We start from the raw sequence: 16,937 nt of genomic DNA on the forward strand, positions 1-16,937 counted from the left end.
TCACCCGCCACAGCGCACAAGCCCGCAGGGCGCGGAGCATGCGGGGCAGCCTTGCGGCACCCCCGTCAGGGGGCGGGTCAGGGGGGAACGGCTTGCCGTTCCATACCCTGCTCCTCTGAGTTGTGAAAATCAATATATGCCGATAGCGGGACATACGGATGTATGCGCCAAGGACGCACGATATCCAAAGTTACTTTTGACGATGATATGTGGGGGATGTCAGATCAAGGCTTCAGATTGCCGATGCCGATTGTGCATGTATGCGTTGAACGCCCGCCGATGGTGAACCGGCTATCGGCTTGCTGCTCGGAAATGCAGGGCCATGAGGCCCCGTTATTCCCGGCCACCTGCGACCAGTAAGGTGCCTCGCGGATGATCATGCCAAGACGCTGAAGTTGTACATCAGTCAGGCTTGATATGCCGATGTCGGCCCAAGCTATGCGCTCGCTATTCATCTGGTGCAGCCCAAGGGCCGCACCGCCTATAACCACACAGGTAAGGGCAACGGCGGCAATCAGATCGCGCAACGTGAACCGTAAGCCCCGCTTATGTTGGAATGCAGATGCCCTTTTCGCGGCTTCTTCAATCCGTGCAGGGATCGCTTCATATAGGGCTTGGTAATGCCCTAAGGCAATGAAGATAAGCCATATAGGATCGTCGTCGGAAAGGCCGAGGGCATCCTTGATACGTACCAGTCGAAGTCGCTCCGCATCTGTAGCGGCTCGTTGATACCGAATCTCGAACGCTTTCTCGGCCTTTGACGACATCATGGCTACAGGTATGCCTTCGCCTTGTTGATCTCTGCATCAAACTTTTCCAGCCAAGTGATGATGCGCCGACGATTCGTGAATGTAAGTTTGTCGTACTGCACAGCATCACAAAACGGCAAGCTTGCTTGGTCGAGCTCGTCGAACAAATCGTCGAGCAATTCCGGCATGTCGATTTCGATAGCTCCCCTGGCCTGGGCTTGCGCTCTGGTGTTACTGTTCGCAAAGCGAACAAACTTTTCGGTTTCTCCAAAATAGGTGTTCCGCACAATGATCCAATTCGCAGGGACGCTTTCAAAGTCTGTCAGCGCCTGACGCAGTGCTGCAAGTGAAGAGCGTGACCTGCTCAGAACGAACACGATTGTCAACTGTGCTCCCAAATCTTGAAGCGCCCCAGCCAATTGAATGTCACCTTTTACAAGTGCATTCAGTGCATCGCCGGCACCGGCAGCGAGATCGACAAGCGCATTGTTTTGTCGCGTCGAAAGCTTATCCAGCAGTGTATCGAAGGCCGTCTTTGACGACAAATCGATTAGCGTTATGGGGACTTTCTTGTCATAGAAACGGCTTAGATCGGGATTCCGCTTATCGCTGTCGTAGGCATCGACAGAAACATTGAAGCGGATAAAGTGATCGATCAAAGCTCTGGAAACGGTTGACTTACCGCAGCCGCCTTTGTCTGCATGTACCAGTACGATGCGCTTCGTTCCTTTGGTATTCGCGTTCATGTCAAAGGCCCTCATCCGGAATGTTGACGAATTTACTGCGGTCCGTACCTGGCGTAGCTGGCCGAGCATCTTGTGCCGTCAAGCGCGTTTTGCTCTGCCGAGGCTTTCTCGGCATGGCAGCGTTCATGCGCTTTGAAACCGGCTTAGCCGCCTTGGCGCGGGCCTCAGACACATATTGGCGTAGCGTCGTGATGCCGATATCGACGCCCTTCCCATCCAAGTAATCCCGAATTTGTTCGAAGCTGACGCCGCGCTTTAGGGCCGCGTCGATCTTCTCGAAGTGCTCCCTGATGAGCGCATTTTTTCTTTTTGGTTTTGTAGCAGGCAGAAGGCTATCCAGCCCCACACCTAGCTCGTCATCGTCTGCCCTTAAGTTGTCCATCGCAGGATATCTCCGCTTTTATTTCCTGATGGCATGAAAACATATGTTGCTCGTTTAAAAATGGCAAGCATAAATATTTGTAGGAACTTACGAATACTGTGCATGCACATACAATTACTTGCTATCGTGTGCAATAAAGTGCATCTGCATGCAACGCTGTGCAACGGAGGAGCAGGGTATGGGACGGCAAGCCGTTCCCCCCTGACCCGCCCCCTCCGGGGGTGCCGCAAAGCGGCCCCGAGTGCTCCGCGACCCTTCGGGTCTTGTGCGCATCGGCGGGTGATTGATCGGGTGCTGGGAAAGGAAGGATTTGGTGGTGGGCAAAAAGGCGCGGGCTGGCGACGGACAGCAGAGAAGCAATCGGCGGAAAAAATGCGAAGCGCTGACCGTTCGACTTTTGCCAGCTCAAAAAGTCGAGTTAGAAGACAAGGCGGCCATTGTCGGCATGAAAGTGACCTCCTATGCGAGGCATGTGTTGCTGACAGATCGACCCATAGCCTCTTCGAGGGTCAATCAAGTGGCACTGGCTGAGCTCTCCAAGGTGTCATACCGCTTAAATAAGATCGGTGTACTCATCAACCAGATTGCTCGTGTCTGCAATGCGACTGGGCAAATCTTGTCTCCCGATGAGTTCTTTGAACTTGTTGGCTACTTAAAGGCAGCCTCAGATAAGGCCGGTGGCTTAATCCGCCGCCTAAGCAATTTGGACGAGGAGGACAAGGATGCTTCCTAAAGTTCCAAAAAGCAAAGATGGCAAGGGATCAGGAGGGAACGGCTTCAGGGGGTTGCTTAATTATGTTCGTGAGCATGCGTTTGCCCTAGCTCATCGCTTTGTACAAAGTGTAGATACTGCTGCTTCTGAAATGCGTGCTGTTGCAGGGGATGCTAATAAGCCTGTTTATCATTTCATTCTGAGCTGGGCAGCTCTGGAACGCCCCACCGACGAACAAATGTTTGAGGCCGGTGACATTGCGCTAGCGCACTTAGGTCTAAGCGAGAATCAAGCAGTCTTGGCAATCCATCGAAACAGAGCTCACCATCATCTTCATGTTGAGGTGAATGTGGTTGGTTTCGATGGCAAGAAAGCTGATTTAGGCCACGACTTTCTTCGCTTGGAAAAAGTCTGCCGCGAGATCGAGTTTAAGCAAGGCTGGGCGCAGGATCGCGGTAAATATAATCCTGTCATAAACCCGGATGGTAGCGTTTCGCTAGACGGCTTAAGTCCGTATGCAAAGATGGGCTATAAGCTAACAGACGGAGAAGTGGGGCGTGAGCGCCGGACGGGTCAAGAACCGCTTGTCGAATACCTTAAGCATGATGAGATATTCGAACACATAGAAGCCATCTTCGACATGTCTCGGTCATGGGCCGAATTGAATGACCGTCTTGCTCAATACGGCCTGCGATATGAGGCCAAGGGCAGCGGCGCTAAGCTGGTCAGTACAGCCGATCCAAAGGATTGTTGTTCGCCTTCGCACGTCGATAAATCTTGGTCGCGGTCAAAGCTGGAAGCACGGCTTGGTCTTCTTGTTACCCGAACGCCGGAATACAACACCGCAGAGAAGGCCAATGGTCAATCCGTTGGTGGACCCCAGGTCAATCGGCCTGAGAAAGTGGCGGATATTCCGCCTAAGCCTGTACACCTGATCTTTGAAGCTGACGAAGATACTGAGCGCAAGAAGCGCTACAAATTGCTTTTGCTGTCGAAGATATACCTTGTCCGCATCCGCTCGACGATCAAGGACGATCTGCAGAGTATCGACCGTCATCACGACGGAAATATTCATATTCGTCTGACCTCCGGCACTCGTATCGTTGACGAAGGGGACAGGATAAGCACGGACAACGGCAATGACGATAGGGCCATTCAGGTCATGCTGGAGATCGCAAGGGCAAAGGGATGGACGTCAATCAATGTTTCCGGAACGAAAGATTTCCAGGTTCGTGCTGCTCGTGCGGCTGTTCTGGCTGGGTTCAATGTGACGAACCCGGACCTAGCCGATGTCGTTTCTGTGGTAATGCAAGAGCGGGAAGCCCAACTGGGAATCCGAGACACATTCCAAATCAAGAGTAATGTTACAGAGGCGCGGCAGCGTTGCTGGGCACGATACTCAGAAGCAAAGCAACTTTGCGCCGATCAACGCTTCCAACACGAGGCCGAACGAGACGAGCTAATAGAGACCCATTCTGCCTGGCGCGATATCCAAGAACAAGGACAGCAAGAACGAGCTCTCAATCTTGAAATGACATTCCCAGAAGGGCCGGAAGCCGAAATATTCAGAGCTTGGCATAAAGACAAGGCGAAGCGCGAGAATGCCTCGCAAGCAGAGCATCAGTGCAGGGAACGCAAAGACCTTCAGAAGCTGCAGAGGGTAGCCCGTAAGTCCGTCAGTATACCTGACTGGAGAACCTGGCTTCGGGTTGAGACAGGTCGTGGCGACGAAGACGCCAGGGTGGTTATTGAGGCCATAGATAAGCGTCAGGCAGCAACAGCAAAGAAGCCCGCGCCAAGCCGCGTAGATCGTCGGGAGGCAGACCGCCAGGAGCTTGAGGCGATGCGCCGGATAGATCTGATAGCCATGGCGCAAAGCTTGGGATATGCGGTCGATAAGGCTGAATCGACGCAGCATAGCGTCAAGCTGCGGAAGGATGGCGAGGTGCTGATCGCTGCGACGGCCAAGGATGGCACCTGGAGCTATTTCAATTCGCAGGTCTCTACCGATAACGGCGGGGTCATTCAGTTTATGCAAAGTCGCTTGGGTTCTGGTGCCAACCTGGGCGATGTCCGCAGGGCCTTGCGCCCCCATCTGGCCAATGTAGACGCTGCCGCTCCCCCTCAGGCAGCGCAGGAGCGCAAGCGTGACCATACGGCAGCTCGTCAGGGCTGGAACATGGCCAAGACGATTGTGCCCAGCTATCTCCTTGAACGAGGCATTACCGAGGCGACCTTGACCGCCTATGCCCGTGACCAGGTGCGGGAGGACGGGCGGGGCAACGTCCTCTTCGCCCACCGAGATCAAGCGGGCAACGTCCTGGGATTCGAAGTCAAGGGGCCGAATTGGTCCGGCTTTGCGAAAGGCGGTCAGAAAACCCTGGCCATCTTCGGAACTTCGGATTCACGAAAATCTGCTTTGCGGATTGTCCTGACGGAATCAGGCATCGACGCCTTGTCGTTGGCGCAGATGGAGGGAAGGGCAGATACCCTCTATGTCAGCACCGGCGGCGGTTTCGGCAAGAGGACGCTTGAGGAGGTCAAGGCCCTTGTCGCCGCTCACTCTGGCGCTGAAATCGCTCTCGGGTTTGACAACGACTATGCCGGCGAGGAGATGGCCGAGAAAGTCTCGGAAGCCTTCGATTTCGAAACCACCCGTCTGCGGCCTATCGGCAAGGATTGGAACGAGGATCTGGGGTGGGGGCGGCCAAGGCACGGGCCAGGGATGAGGCATTAGCCAGTTAACGTGCTGATATAAAATAGATGTCAAGTTGCCTGCAACATGGTTGATTTGCAAGTAACTGACTGGTATTCTCTGGAGCGATCTGCCGTTAAACAAGGTTAGCGAATGCTAAATAGAGTCGGTCTTTCCATTCAAACCATGTTTGCCGATTTAATCCAGCGCAGTCACGATGCTGCGTTTGATCGTGACTTTCCCGTTAACGGGAGCTTTTACCCTAAGCAGGTAAAGGGTAAGTCTTATTGGTATTATAACGGCTATGCCCAGGACGGGAAACGCTATGTGAAATATGTCGGTCCCGATAGCGACCCGGAAATTGCGTCTCGTATCCAAAATTTTCATTCTGTCAAAACTGATTTTAATGACCGCAGGAAGGTCGTCAGGGCTCTTGTCGCGGCGGGCCTTCCCCAACCTCCAGCGCCAGTCGGGAAATTGATTGATGCGCTGGCCCGTGCTGGCATATTCCGTCTTCGCGCCTGCTTGGTCGGAACCTCGGCATTCCAAACCTATTCAGGGGTGTTGGGGGTTATGCTCCCTTCGCAGCATCTTCAAACCGGGGATATCGATATCGCGCAGTTTCTTTCGGTAGCGATTGAGGTGGAAGATTCAGTTTCGGAAATCCCGAACATATTGAACGGGGTCGATAATAGTTTCCGCTCTGTATCGCACATGATGGATGGGCGCAAAATTATCGCTTTCCAAAATAATTCAGGCTTACGGGTTGAGTTTCTCACGCCCAATCGTGGTAGCGACGATTACCAAGCCGAGCCTCCGATTCTTCCCGCACTCGGTGGCGTCGCCGCACAACCTCTTCGCTTTTTGGATTTTCTGATCAGAGATCCCATCCGTTCGGTTCTGCTGTATGGGGGCGGGGTGTTGGTCAATGTTCCAGCCCCAGAGCGCTACGCTCTCCACAAGCTTATCGTTGCGACAAGAAGACGTTCAGAGTCTGCTGCGAAAATTGAAAAGGATCTGGCGCAGGCGGGCGTCATCATCGAGGCGATGGCGGAGCATCGACAATATGATCTTTACGACGCTTGGAACGAGGCTTTTGAGAGAGGGGAAGCTTGGCGTATTGCTTTGCAGCGCGGTATGGATATGCTGTCTAAAGACAAAAATGAAATCCTCAAGAGCTTGCTTGAACGCTGTGAATCTATGAAGCGCTGAGATTCCTCTGTTTGCCGCGATATCGGCCTTGACGTTGACAAGATATGAGAACGACCATGCAGATCAATCGACCAATTCGCAACGACAGAGAGCATAAGGCAGCCCTGCGAGAGATCGAGGGGCTGATGGATGCGAAGGCCGGCACCCCTCGCGGTGACCGCCTCGACCTCATTGCAACCCTGGTGGAAGTCTATGAGACTAGGCGCTGGCCGATAGAGAACCCGGACCCCATTGAGGCGATCAACTTCATGATGGAGCAGAAGGGATTGTCGCGGCGCGACCCGGAGACGATCATCGGCGGCAGGGGGCGGGTTGCCGAGATTCTGAACCGCAAGCGCAGCCTGACCCTTCCCATGATCAGGGGCTTGGCAAAGTTTCTTGACCTGCCCGCCGATATTCTCGTGCAGTCCTATCCGACAAAAGCGGCAGCCTAGCACATTGCAATTTAGCCCTCTTCGTCGTCGAGGTCGAGGGCTGCGTCCAGGTATCGCCTCAGGAGCTTGGTCATGTCTGATCCGTCGATCACGCCCGCCCGGTGCAAAGCGATAATCAGATATTCAATTCTATCTGTGACGACATCATTGCCCCAGAGGCGCGTTTTGGCTTCAATCAGTTCATCAGAGGGAGTTGGCACGTAAACAACACCATGCTTGCGTGCAAGCTCTTCGATTTCAGCGGCCACTAGGGCCTGAGCTTCATTCATGGTCATGGCCGACATTCCTTTGCACTTTTGCAATTTCACGCCTGAGCGATTCGATATCCGGCTCTTCGGGCTGACATAGAACAAAGAAGGCGGCCAGATGTAGGGCATCGTCAAGAGCGCGATGCGTTCTTGGAGCAAGTTGGTTTGCGAGCTGCTCCGCCCTGAGATAGCGCAATGAGGCTCCTTCTATGGCCTTCTGTTGCTCGCCTGGCGTTTGCGCTTCCTGTTTCCGAAAAACGTTATACACCAGCTCAACATCGGCAAGCCTTAGCCGCATCGCAATATCCGTGGCGGAAAAAAGAATCCGAAGCCAGTGACCGTCTGCCCCCGGATTGTCTGTGAAAGCTGGCCCGGCTTCTATTGCACTATCAATTAGCCGCGCCACGTCAGCAGGGGGCAGGCCCTTCTCGTTCAACAGCGCTTGGCTGATTCCGTGCGCTGCCTCGGCGGCATAATCCCAGGCGCAGGACTTCAGCCAATGCGGATCAGTGCGGATGAGGAACGATTTGCCCGAGAAGCGGTTGCCTTCATCGACTGCAACCCAGCCGACTTCGATGGGATAGCCGTTTTCTAGCGCCGAGGCTTCAAGATCGATGAAAACAGGCAATATTCTTCTCCACTATCGGGGCGTCCATTTATCCCCGACTCCCCAGCTTGTAGAGGCGGCTTTGTGCGCGAGCCCACCCCATCTTCTCATCGATCCACAGAATGGCTGACGACTGAAATCTTTTACACGGATCGGCAAATGGATGGTTAATGCAAAACCCGCTTAATGCCTCATACACGATGCCTGAATTCGGGCCTACTACGGTCTCCAACGACCAGCCTTCAACCTTTGCCACCCGTGTTCCTTCTGGCGGAGGATTCCAGCCAGGCGGGCAACGGCGCAGCGCCGGTTGCGCTTCCTTGCCCACCTGCTCACGGATAGCCAGCGCCACGATGCACAGTTGAGTTGGCAGGACATCGAGCGCCGGAGCAATCTGGTCAGCAAGAAGCTGCCGCCATGCCGGCATTTTCCCGAGCAACTGCCCTTGATACACGAGGGCTTCTTCAGTTCCATCAAGGCGGCCTTGTAGCCCAAGCACAAGGACTTGAGCGGCAATTGGTAATTCAATGAGTTCTGGCCGCATGGGCTCAAGCATGAGTTCACCAAATTTGCATGGCGCGACCTGGTCATATCCAACCGTGGTTACGTATTCAGGATTGTCGCCGTAACCACAAAGCACGGCGCAAAGCTCGGAGCCTATCCCCAGCTTCCAACGATGCTGTCTGGCCAGGGCTTCGGCCAGGAGGGATGGAACAGGCGAAAGGGGCCTTGGCCTCCCCTCTTGCATGCCAAGCAGGAAGTCGAGAGCCCAGGAATCGGCTTCGGCATAAATGTGGCGGGTGACGGCCCCGATTTTTCTTGCTCTAAGTGCTGCGCCGATTTCCTTGTGGGTGACGCCAGTGCTTTCAAGCTCGATCAATGCCACTGGCCTGGACATGGCAACGTGGTTGCCGTAGGCCAATGCAATCGTTGTGGCCCAAGATAAATCGCGCTGCTTTCTTATCTCGTTCAGCCTGTCACGAAGGGAGTTGTCAGTCATGCGCATAGCTGAACTCCCTGCTCTCCCGAGCAGCTTTAGTAAGCGCCTCGCGAGCGATCATGCGTTCGCGTGTGGCGCACAGATCGACGATGTTGGCCCGCTCCACCAGGTCGCAGGTGGCTAGGTGCACCGGCTGGACGGCGAGGAGTTCTTCAAACGGGTTTGTGATGACGTTGAACATATTTGCCCTCTTGCTTTACGCCAATAATAGGATAAAGTTTATCCTATAACAAGCCGATTCTCCCCGATTGCCGTCTGGATAGAGTTTATCCTATCCTGGGGGCATGAAGCCCGTAAGCGATACCCGAAGGCATGAGATTGAAGCGTTTTCCGAAGTGGTGCGGGCCGCCGCCGCACAGCTTGCGCCGGAGGCTCGGGATGCGGAAAGGATACGCCGATTGGCGGAACATCTGGACGCAGGGCTGCCTGCCGTCAAGAAATGGTTCTACGCGCAGAACTGCCCGAGAGGTGGGGCGGCAAGCGCCATTCTGCGGCTGCTTGAGCAAATCTCAGCGCCAGAGACTGACTTGGCTTTTGACGCGAACGAGGTAGGGCAAAGCCAGGCCTTTGATCGCCAATCACAGAGGTAGTCGTGGCCTGCCGCGCTTAGCTTTAGGCTTATACTCTTCCTGGAACTGCTGGACCCAGGCATAAACGACATCCGCCTGCCAGCGCAGCAAACTGGAATCCGGCAGCCGTACTCGAGGAGGAAGGCGATGGGGTGCCCTGGAGGCATCGTGGCGGATCGTGCGAACCGACCTGCCCAGATAGGCGGCCAGGTCTTCGGCGGTCATTAGGTTCTGAAGCTGAGTTTTAGGGGCGGGCGTTCTAGCCATAAACATCTCCAGCTTGGACATACGGGGGCTTATTCGCCAGTGCAACCTTTGCAATTTGTCAGTTTATTATCTTCTCCCGGTATGCGAAAAATAGGCCTAGGGGACTTTTCTTCCTGTAGGGGCCATGGACAAGAAGAAGCTAAGCGAACGCGATATCTGCACCAAGTTCATTACGCCTGCCTTGCGTCAGGCGGGCTGGGACGAGATGTTGCAAATCCGCGAGGAATTCGCCTTCACCAAGGGCCGCATCATCGTGCGCGGCAAGCTTGTCAGCCGGGGCCAGGCCAAGCGGGCTGATTACATCCTCTATTACAAGCCCAACATCCCCATTGCCTTGATCGAGGCCAAGGACAACAACCACAGCATCGGCGACGGCATGCAGCAGGGCCTGGGCTATGCCGAGACGCTGAACATCCCCTTCGTCTTCTCGTCGAATGGTGATGGTTTCGTCTTCCACGACCGCACGGGAGCCAGCCCCCGGCAAGAAACCGATCTGCCCCTGGATGCCTTCCCGTCGCCCAATGACCTATGGGCGCGATATCGCGCCTGGAAAGGCCTGTCGCCCGAGGCCGAGCAGACCGTCTTGCAAGATTACTATGATGACGGCAGCGGCAAGACACCCCGCTATTACCAGATCAACGCCATCAATGCGGCCATCGAGGCCATCGCCAAAGGCCAGGACCGCATATTGCTGGTCATGGCGACCGGCACCGGCAAAACCTATACGGCTTTTCAGATCATCTGGCGGCTGTGGAAGGCTGGGCGCAAGAAGCGCATTCTGTTCCTGGCCGACCGCAATGTGCTGATCGACCAGACTATGGTCAACGATTTCCGCCCCTTTGGCGGGGTTATGGCCAAGCTCAGCAGCAATTCCAAGACCATCGAAAAGGCCGATGGAACGATGACCGATGTCACCACGGCCATCGACTCCAAGCACCAGATCAACAAATCCTACGAGGTCTATCTGGGCCTCTATCAGGCCATCACCGGGCCGGATGAAAAGCAGAAACATTTTAAGACGTTTTCAAAAAACTTCTTCGACCTGATCGTGATCGACGAATGTCACCGAGGCAGTGCCGCCGAAGATTCGGCTTGGCGCGAAATTCTGGACTACTTTGAAACCGCCACCAAAATAGGCCTGACCGCCACGCCCAAGGAAACCAAATATGTTTCCAACATCCAATATTTCGGCGACCCGGTTTACTCCTATTCGCTAAAGCAGGGCATCCACGATGGCTTCCTGGCCCCCTACAAGGTGGTCAAGGTCCATATCGACCGCGATGTTGAAGGCTACCGGCCCGAGAAGGGGCAGCTTGACCGCGATGGCGAAGAAATCGAGGACCGCATCTATAATGCCAAGGATTACGACCGCACCATCGTCTTGGATGATCGCACCAATCTGGTGGCCCGTAAAATAACTGATTTCCTGAAGGAAAGCGGCGACCGATTCCAGAAAACCATTATCTTTTGCGTCGATCAGGAACATGCCGCCCGGATGCGCCAGGCTCTGATTAACGAAAATGCCGATCTGGTCGGCGAGAACCACCGCTATGTCATGCGCATTACCGGCAACGATGCCGATGGCCAGGCCCAGCTTGGCAACTTCATTGACCCTGAATCCAAATATCCAGTTCTGGTCACCACCTCGCGCCTGCTCTCGACCGGGGTCGATGCCCAAACCTGCCGCCTGATCGTGCTGGATCGGGAAGTAGGTTCGATGACCGAGTTCAAGCAGATCGTCGGGCGCGGCACCCGCGTGCATGAAGACACCCGGAAATTCTATTTCACCCTGATCGATTTCCGGGGCGCTTCCAGCCACTTCGCTGACCCAGACTTCGATGGCGAGCCGGTGCAGATCTACGAGCCGGGCGACGATGACCCCGTCGCACCACCCGACGATGTGCCGCCGCCCGATGACACTGACGATCCCATCCCACCCGAGCCAGGCGAGGAGGAGATCATTGTCGATGGCTTCCCCGAAGGCCCCACAGGGGGCGAATCCCGGCGCAAGATTTACGTGGATGGCGTCAAGGCCACCATCATTGCCGAGCGGGTGGAATATCTTGATGAAAACGGCAAGCTGATTACCGAAAGCCTGCGCGATTACACCAAGAAGGCCTTAAAATCCCGCTTTGCCAGCTTGGACGAGTTCCTGAAACGCTGGAAATCGGAAGAGCGTAAGCAGGCCATCATCGATGAGTTGGAAGCCGAGGGCCTGTCGCTTGATCCCCTGGCCGAGGAAGTGGGCAAGCAGTTCGATCCCTTCGATCTGATCTGCCATGTCGCCTTCGACAGAAAGCCCCTAACTCGGCGCGAGCGGGCCGACAACGTGAAGAAGCGCGATGTCTTCACCCACTACGGCCCCCAGGCCCGCGCCGTGCTGGATGCCCTGCTGGCCAAATACCAGGACGAGGGTATTATCAATCTCGACGACCCGCGTGTCTTGCAAATCCCGCCCTTCGACCGCATGGGCACCCCCATGCAGCTCATCAAAGCCTTCGGCACCCGCCCGGATTTCGAAAAGGCCGTGCACGAGTTACAAACAGCCCTTTACCAGGAAACCGCCTAGATCATGTCCGTCCGCACAACTGTTAAATCCATCCAAGACATCATGCGCCAGGATACCGGCGTCGATGGCGACGCCCAGCGCATCAGCCAGCTTTGCTGGATGTTCTTTTTAAAGATCATGGATGACCAGGACCAAGAACTGGAGCTGCTGAACTCCGGTTATCGCTCGCCCATCCCCACCAAGCTGCAATGGCGCTTCTGGGCCGCCGATCCCGAGGGGATCACCGGCGAGGAATTGATGACCTTCATCAACACCGATCTGTTCCCGGCCTTAAAGGCACTCCCCTTGTCGGGCAAAGCGGGCGACAGGCGGCGCGTGGTGCGCGACGTGTTCGAGGACGCCTATAATTACATGAAGTCCGGCCAGTTGATGCGCCAGGTGGTCAACAAGATCAACGGCATCGACTTCAACAACCTGACCGAGCGCCAGCACTTTGGCGACATCTACGAGCAGATACTCAACGATCTGCAAAGTGCAGGAAATGCGGGCGAATATTACACGCCGCGTGCCGTCACCGCCTTCATGGTGGATCGCATCGATCCCAAGCCCGGCGAATTGCTGTTCGATCCCGCCTGCGGCACCGGCGGCTTTCTGACCTGTGCGCTGCGCCACATGCGCGAACGCTATATCAAGCGCCCCGAGGACGAGCGCAACATGCAGGCCGCCCTGCGTGCCGTCGAGAAAAAACAACTGCCCCACATGCTATGCGTCACCAACATGCTGCTGCATGGCGTCGAGGACCCCGGCTTCGTGCGCCACGACAACACGCTGGCCAAGCCCTATATCAGCTATACCCAGTCGGATCGGGTGGATATCGTCCTGACAAATCCGCCCTTTGGTGGGCGCGAGGAAGACGGCATCGAAAGCAACTTTCCCAAGCATTTCCAAACCCGCGAAACCGCCGATTTGTTCCTGGCCCTGATTATCCGCCTGCTGAAATCTGGCGGGCGATCAGCCGTGGTGCTGCCCGATGGCACCCTGTTCGGAGAAGGTGTGAAAACCCGCCTCAAGGAACATTTGATGGAGGAGTGCAATCTGCACACCATTGTGCGGCTGCCCAATTCCGTATTCAAACCCTATGCCAACATCGGCACCAATCTGCTGTTCTTTGAAAAGGGCGAGCGCACCAAGGACATCTGGTTCTATGAGCATCAGGTGCCGGATGGGCAAAAGGCCTATTCCATGACCAAGCCGATCCGGCTGGAGCATTTCAAAAGCTGCATCGATTGGTGGGGTGGGGCCAAGCGCAAGGGGCGCAAGGAAACGCCGCAAGCCTGGAAGGTGAGCGCCGAGGACATCAAGGCGCGGGGCTACAACCTGGATATCAAGAACCCGCACACGGTAGCCGACGATCATGGCGACCCCGAAGTTTTGCTGGCCAGATTGAACGAGGCCGAGACCCAAGCCGCAGGCTTACGCGACCAGTTGAAAGCCATCCTGGCCGAGGCCCTGCTTCGATGAGCACCACGCAATGAACCCCGACATGCTGCTGGCCCATTATGACCGCATTGCCGATGCGCCGGATGCCATCGCCCGCCTGCGCCGCTTTATTCTCGATCTGGCCGTGCGTGGCAAACTGGTACCGCAAGACCCGAATGACGAACCAGCATCGGAATTGCTGAAGCGGATTGCGGCAGAGAAAGCAAGGTTGGGTATTCGAGACGCTTTAGAGCCGCTTGCGAGTGAAGAGGTGCCCTTTGCTTTGCTCAAAGGCTGGGCTTGGACTCGTATCGGGGAAATCTGCTCTAAGACAGGTTCTGGAAGCACCCCCCGGGGTGGCAAGGAAGTTTATGTAGAAAGTGGTGTGCCATTTCTACGGTCTCAGAATGTGTACGACGATGGGCTTCGGCTTGATGACGTTGCCTACATCGCTGCAGACGTTCACGCCAGGATGTCCGGAACTGCGGTTAAGCCTGCGGACCTGCTCTTGAATATCACAGGGGGATCTATGGGCAGATGCTGCCGGGTTCCCGATGGTTTTGGTGAGGCCAATATTAGCCAACATGTCGCCATTATCCGCTCTGCCATCGACGGCATGACCGACTTCTTACACAAACTCGTTCTTGCCCCATATTTCCAGGCCTTCATATTTGGAAAGCAGACGGGCGCTGGTAGGGGGGGGCTTCCCAAGAACCGCATGGATCGAATCGCGGTCGCACTTCCCCCCCTCGCCGAGCAACACCGCATCGTTGCCAAGGTCGATGAGTTGATGGCCCTGTGCGACAGGCTGGAGGCGGCAAGGAAAGAGCGCGAGGCAACCCGCGACCGACTAGCACTTTCCAGCCTCGCCCGCCTGAACGCCCCCGATCCAGAAACCTTTCAAGCCGATGCCCGCTTTGCGCTGAACAATCTCTCTGCCCTGACCACGCGCCCAGATCAGATCAAGCAACTCCGCCAAACCATCCTGAACCTTGCCGTGCGCGGCAAACTGGTCCCCCAAGACCCCAACGACGAACCGGCCTCGGAATTGTTGAAACGGATTGCAGCTGAGAAAGCAAGGTTGGTAAAGGCGGGGGAGATAAAGTCTCCGAGAGAAGCCTCTGTTCCTGCCGAAGCACCATTTTCAGTTCCTTCAAATTGGCGCTGGTCGCAGCTTTCTGAAATCGGCGTGTTGAGCCCGCGCAACGAAGCACCCGATGTCCTTGAGGCATCATTTGTTCCGATGCCGCTGATTGCCGCTGACTATGGCGTTGCGAACCAACACGAAGTCAGACCCTGGGGCGAGATTAAGAAGGGATACACGCACTTTGCTGAAGGCGATGTTGGCCTCGCCAAGATCACGCCTTGCTTCGAGAACGGTAAATCGACGGTCTTCCGAAATCTAACGGGCGGGATTGGAAGCGGCACGACTGAGTTGCACATAGTGCGTCCGCTGTTCATCGAACAGGATTACATCTTGCTGTTCCTCAAGAGCCCGCACTTTATCGAAACTGGCATCCCGAAAATGACCGGCACGGCTGGCCAGAAGCGCGTGCCAACCGAGTATTTTGCACATTCGCCTTTCCCCCTCCCCCCCCTTGCCGAGCAACACCGCATCGTCGCCAAGGTCGATGAGTTGATGGCCCTGTGCGACCGGCTGGAGGCAAGCCTATCAACCTGCGACGACACCCGCCGCTGCCTGCTTGAATCCATCCTTCATCACTCGTTGGCCCTGGCGGCATAGAGGTAGAGGCGACAGCATGGGGCAAGCGCCGCAAACACCTGCATCAGAACGCTTGGACCCTGAAAAGGTGGCCTACTGGTATTTCCGGTTAAACGGTTTTCTTCAAATTGAAAATTTTGTTGTTCATCCAGAAAGACGTGGCAGCCAACGCACAGACGCTGATTTACTTGCCGTGCGTTTTCCTTACCGTGCTGAGCGCCTATTCGACGACCCTAATGACATTATGGCCGACGATGTGGCTGGGTTGTCACTTTCCCGTGACCAGATTGAAGTCGTGATTGTGGAAGTGAAGACGAACCAGCCTTGTACCCTCAACGGTCCTTGGACCCAATCGGATCGAAAAAACATACACCGAGTTCTCGCTGCGGTCGGCTGCTTGCCTCATGCCGATATCGACCAGGCTGCAACAAACCTATATGAGAAAGGGCTCCATGACGCTCACAATAGTCTCCGCATTCGTCTTGTCGCGGTGGGAAAAGATCGAAGCATTGGTTTGGGGACGAAATATCCTCAAGTTAAGCAGCTGATTTGGAAAGACTTTACTTACAAGCGGCTCCATTCATATCGCCAGCAAAAGAAAGACGTGCATCAGTGGGATAATCACGGGCTTAAGATTAAGGGGCAAGCCGAAATGGCTGCTAATGAAGAAAGGTTCGTTGAACAGATGCTGCTCTTAATGGGGGTGCGGAATGACAATCCGGGTTCATGATATCTGGCCGACTGGCGTGCCAGAGATGATAATCTCAGCTTTGTGAGGTTGAGTAGCGTGAACCAACCCCTTGAGGTCTCGGTCTCCTTCCAAGAATGCACGGTAGGATGGATTAGATTCACCATCACGATTGCCAATAAGCAGATTCAAATCAGCGCCTCGCACATATACGACCCATTTCCCAGGATGCTTCAATGGCTGCATGCCTGCGTTCAAGGCCAGTCTCCATCTGAATGGTTCATTGACGAGGAAGGCAGTGGCACCAGATTCTTGTTTGAGAAGGGCGACGGCCCCAGGGTTTCTATCTGGCAAGGCGAACTACCACTCAACGATACTGATTTCCAACTGACTGCAACGATCAACCCGCGCCAAATGGCCGATGCCTTTATGTCGGCCCTGACATACTTCGCCAACAGTGTCGATTACGATCCCTTCGAATGGGCGCATATCAGCCTTGCCGTTGCTCTGGACCGTCTGGTGCCAACGCTGATCAAAGATGATTTGCTTGGCCTCTCGGCGCGTGACTTGTCATTGCTGCTTCATGCGACGATGGAGATTCGCAGCATCGCTGACCCCTTTGCCGATCTGAAGGCGCTGCTTGAGTTTGCCGAACAGCGCGTAACCCCGCCCTGGCTGGCCGATGACAACACCTATCCAGTTGGGTTCGATGGTGCTGATGTCCCCGCCGCGTGGGACGAATGGGATGACGACGAGAAGCGCAAGTTTCTGTCCAATATCCTGACAGAAGGAGTCACAAGCTGGAACGCTTGTGATCTAAGGGCGTTGTTTCTAAGCAAGAGCTACAATGAACTCCCCAGCAAGCAAGAATGTAAGGGCTGTGAGAATGCAAGAACCTGAACAGAAATGCCCAATAT

Annotated in this window: 17 protein-coding genes; 10 read left to right on the top strand and 7 right to left on the bottom strand. The window is 55.2% G+C overall.

Annotated features, from left to right (window positions below):
- Positions 1-224: 224 nt before the first annotated feature.
- From HQL44_09300 to HQL44_09310, 3 genes are read right to left on the bottom strand one after another with little or no spacing between them, the layout of a single operon-like run.
- Complete coding sequence (locus HQL44_09300) at positions 225-770, bottom strand: hypothetical protein (GenBank protein MBF0268777.1); 546 nt, start codon at positions 768-770, stop codon at positions 225-227.
- Positions 771-772: 2 nt separating this feature from the next.
- Positions 773-1,495 (bottom strand): hypothetical protein, encoded by a 723-nt coding sequence (locus HQL44_09305; GenBank protein ID MBF0268778.1) that lies wholly within the window; start codon positions 1,493-1,495, stop codon positions 773-775.
- A 1-nt stretch (position 1,496) separates the two neighbouring features.
- Positions 1,497-1,877 (bottom strand): hypothetical protein, encoded by a 381-nt coding sequence (locus tag HQL44_09310; GenBank protein ID MBF0268779.1) that lies wholly within the window; start codon positions 1,875-1,877, stop codon positions 1,497-1,499.
- A gap of 313 nt (positions 1,878-2,190) precedes the next feature.
- Between HQL44_09310 and mobC the strand changes: the two genes are divergently transcribed.
- The 4 genes from mobC to HQL44_09330 all read left to right on the top strand — a co-directional run bounded on the left by mobC (position 2,191) and on the right by HQL44_09330 (position 6,930).
- Positions 2,191-2,610, top strand: a complete 420-nt coding sequence (gene mobC, locus HQL44_09315) for a plasmid mobilization relaxosome protein MobC (protein ID MBF0268780.1) — start codon at positions 2,191-2,193, stop codon at positions 2,608-2,610.
- Positions 2,600-5,326, top strand: coding sequence for a relaxase/mobilization nuclease domain-containing protein (locus HQL44_09320; GenBank protein MBF0268781.1), 2,727 nt, complete (start codon positions 2,600-2,602; stop codon positions 5,324-5,326). The genes mobC and HQL44_09320 overlap by 11 nt, the downstream gene beginning before the upstream one ends.
- Positions 5,327-5,470: 144 nt before the next feature.
- Entirely contained in the window at positions 5,471-6,496 is a 1,026-nt protein-coding gene (locus tag HQL44_09325; protein MBF0268782.1) for a hypothetical protein, read from the top strand.
- 56 nt (positions 6,497-6,552) lie between these two features.
- Complete coding sequence (locus tag HQL44_09330; GenBank protein MBF0268783.1) at positions 6,553-6,930, top strand: transcriptional regulator; 378 nt, start codon at positions 6,553-6,555, stop codon at positions 6,928-6,930.
- 11 nt (positions 6,931-6,941) lie between these two features.
- On the opposite strand, the gene HQL44_09335 is transcribed toward HQL44_09330, so the two are convergent.
- From HQL44_09335 to HQL44_09350, 4 genes are read right to left on the bottom strand one after another with little or no spacing between them, the layout of a single operon-like run.
- The gene (locus HQL44_09335) at positions 6,942-7,205 is read right to left on the bottom strand and encodes a hypothetical protein (GenBank protein MBF0268784.1); all 264 of its coding nucleotides are present in this window, start codon (positions 7,203-7,205) and stop codon (positions 6,942-6,944) included.
- Positions 7,192-7,806 carry a hypothetical protein gene (locus tag HQL44_09340; protein MBF0268785.1) on the bottom strand — a complete coding sequence of 205 codons (615 nt, stop codon included), beginning with the start codon at positions 7,804-7,806 and terminating at the stop codon, positions 7,192-7,194. The genes HQL44_09335 and HQL44_09340 overlap by 14 nt, the downstream gene beginning before the upstream one ends.
- 28 nt (positions 7,807-7,834) lie before the next feature.
- Positions 7,835-8,785, bottom strand: coding sequence for a hypothetical protein (locus HQL44_09345; GenBank protein ID MBF0268786.1), 951 nt, complete (start codon positions 8,783-8,785; stop codon positions 7,835-7,837).
- On the bottom strand, positions 8,778-8,966 hold the full coding sequence (locus HQL44_09350; GenBank protein MBF0268787.1) for a hypothetical protein: 189 nt from the start codon (positions 8,964-8,966) through the stop codon (positions 8,778-8,780). The genes HQL44_09345 and HQL44_09350 overlap by 8 nt, the downstream gene beginning before the upstream one ends.
- Positions 8,967-9,069: 103 nt before the next feature.
- On the opposite strand from HQL44_09350, the gene HQL44_09355 reads away from it, so the two are divergent.
- The 6 genes from HQL44_09355 to HQL44_09380 all read left to right on the top strand — a co-directional run bounded on the left by HQL44_09355 (position 9,070) and on the right by HQL44_09380 (position 16,920).
- Positions 9,070-9,375 (top strand): hypothetical protein, encoded by a 306-nt coding sequence (locus HQL44_09355; protein MBF0268788.1) that lies wholly within the window; start codon positions 9,070-9,072, stop codon positions 9,373-9,375.
- Between the two features lie 370 nt (positions 9,376-9,745).
- Positions 9,746-12,190 carry a DEAD/DEAH box helicase family protein gene (locus HQL44_09360; protein MBF0268789.1) on the top strand — a complete coding sequence of 815 codons (2,445 nt, stop codon included), beginning with the start codon at positions 9,746-9,748 and terminating at the stop codon, positions 12,188-12,190.
- A 3-nt stretch (positions 12,191-12,193) separates the two neighbouring features.
- Positions 12,194-13,651: an SAM-dependent DNA methyltransferase gene (locus tag HQL44_09365; GenBank protein ID MBF0268790.1), complete on the top strand. Its 1,458-nt coding sequence runs from the start codon at positions 12,194-12,196 to the stop codon at positions 13,649-13,651.
- 10 nt (positions 13,652-13,661) lie between these two features.
- Positions 13,662-15,353: a restriction endonuclease subunit S gene (locus HQL44_09370; GenBank protein ID MBF0268791.1), complete on the top strand. Its 1,692-nt coding sequence runs from the start codon at positions 13,662-13,664 to the stop codon at positions 15,351-15,353.
- A gap of 16 nt (positions 15,354-15,369) precedes the next feature.
- Positions 15,370-16,062: a hypothetical protein gene (locus HQL44_09375; protein MBF0268792.1), complete on the top strand. Its 693-nt coding sequence runs from the start codon at positions 15,370-15,372 to the stop codon at positions 16,060-16,062.
- Between the two features lie 57 nt (positions 16,063-16,119).
- Positions 16,120-16,920, top strand: a complete 801-nt coding sequence (locus HQL44_09380; GenBank protein MBF0268793.1) for a hypothetical protein — start codon at positions 16,120-16,122, stop codon at positions 16,918-16,920.
- Positions 16,921-16,937: the final 17 nt, after the last annotated feature.

The organism is Alphaproteobacteria bacterium (assembly GCA_015231795.1).
GTDB lineage: Bacteria > Pseudomonadota > Alphaproteobacteria > Rhodospirillales > WMHbin7 > WMHbin7.

What these genes read in the sequence shown, in the direction of transcription:
- HQL44_09330 (MBF0268783.1), top strand. Translation starts at nt 6,553, where the DNA reads ATGCAGATCAATCGACCAATTCGCAACGACAGAGAGCATAAGGCAGCC.
- HQL44_09375 (MBF0268792.1), top strand. Translation starts at nt 15,370, where the DNA reads ATGGGGCAAGCGCCGCAAACACCTGCATCAGAACGCTTGGACCCTGAA.
- HQL44_09370 (MBF0268791.1), top strand. Translation starts at nt 13,662, where the DNA reads ATGAACCCCGACATGCTGCTGGCCCATTATGACCGCATTGCCGATGCG.
- HQL44_09345 (MBF0268786.1), bottom strand. Translation starts at nt 8,785, where the DNA reads ATGACTGACAACTCCCTTCGTGACAGGCTGAACGAGATAAGAAAGCAG.
- HQL44_09305 (MBF0268778.1), bottom strand. Translation starts at nt 1,495, where the DNA reads ATGAACGCGAATACCAAAGGAACGAAGCGCATCGTACTGGTACATGCA.
- HQL44_09300 (MBF0268777.1), bottom strand. Translation starts at nt 770, where the DNA reads ATGATGTCGTCAAAGGCCGAGAAAGCGTTCGAGATTCGGTATCAACGA.
- HQL44_09310 (MBF0268779.1), bottom strand. Translation starts at nt 1,877, where the DNA reads ATGGACAACTTAAGGGCAGACGATGACGAGCTAGGTGTGGGGCTGGAT.
- HQL44_09360 (MBF0268789.1), top strand. Translation starts at nt 9,746, where the DNA reads ATGGACAAGAAGAAGCTAAGCGAACGCGATATCTGCACCAAGTTCATT.
- HQL44_09350 (MBF0268787.1), bottom strand. Translation starts at nt 8,966, where the DNA reads ATGTTCAACGTCATCACAAACCCGTTTGAAGAACTCCTCGCCGTCCAG.
- HQL44_09365 (MBF0268790.1), top strand. Translation starts at nt 12,194, where the DNA reads ATGTCCGTCCGCACAACTGTTAAATCCATCCAAGACATCATGCGCCAG.
- HQL44_09325 (MBF0268782.1), top strand. Translation starts at nt 5,471, where the DNA reads ATGTTTGCCGATTTAATCCAGCGCAGTCACGATGCTGCGTTTGATCGT.
- HQL44_09355 (MBF0268788.1), top strand. Translation starts at nt 9,070, where the DNA reads ATGAAGCCCGTAAGCGATACCCGAAGGCATGAGATTGAAGCGTTTTCC.
- HQL44_09335 (MBF0268784.1), bottom strand. Translation starts at nt 7,205, where the DNA reads ATGACCATGAATGAAGCTCAGGCCCTAGTGGCCGCTGAAATCGAAGAG.
- HQL44_09320 (MBF0268781.1), top strand. Translation starts at nt 2,600, where the DNA reads ATGCTTCCTAAAGTTCCAAAAAGCAAAGATGGCAAGGGATCAGGAGGG.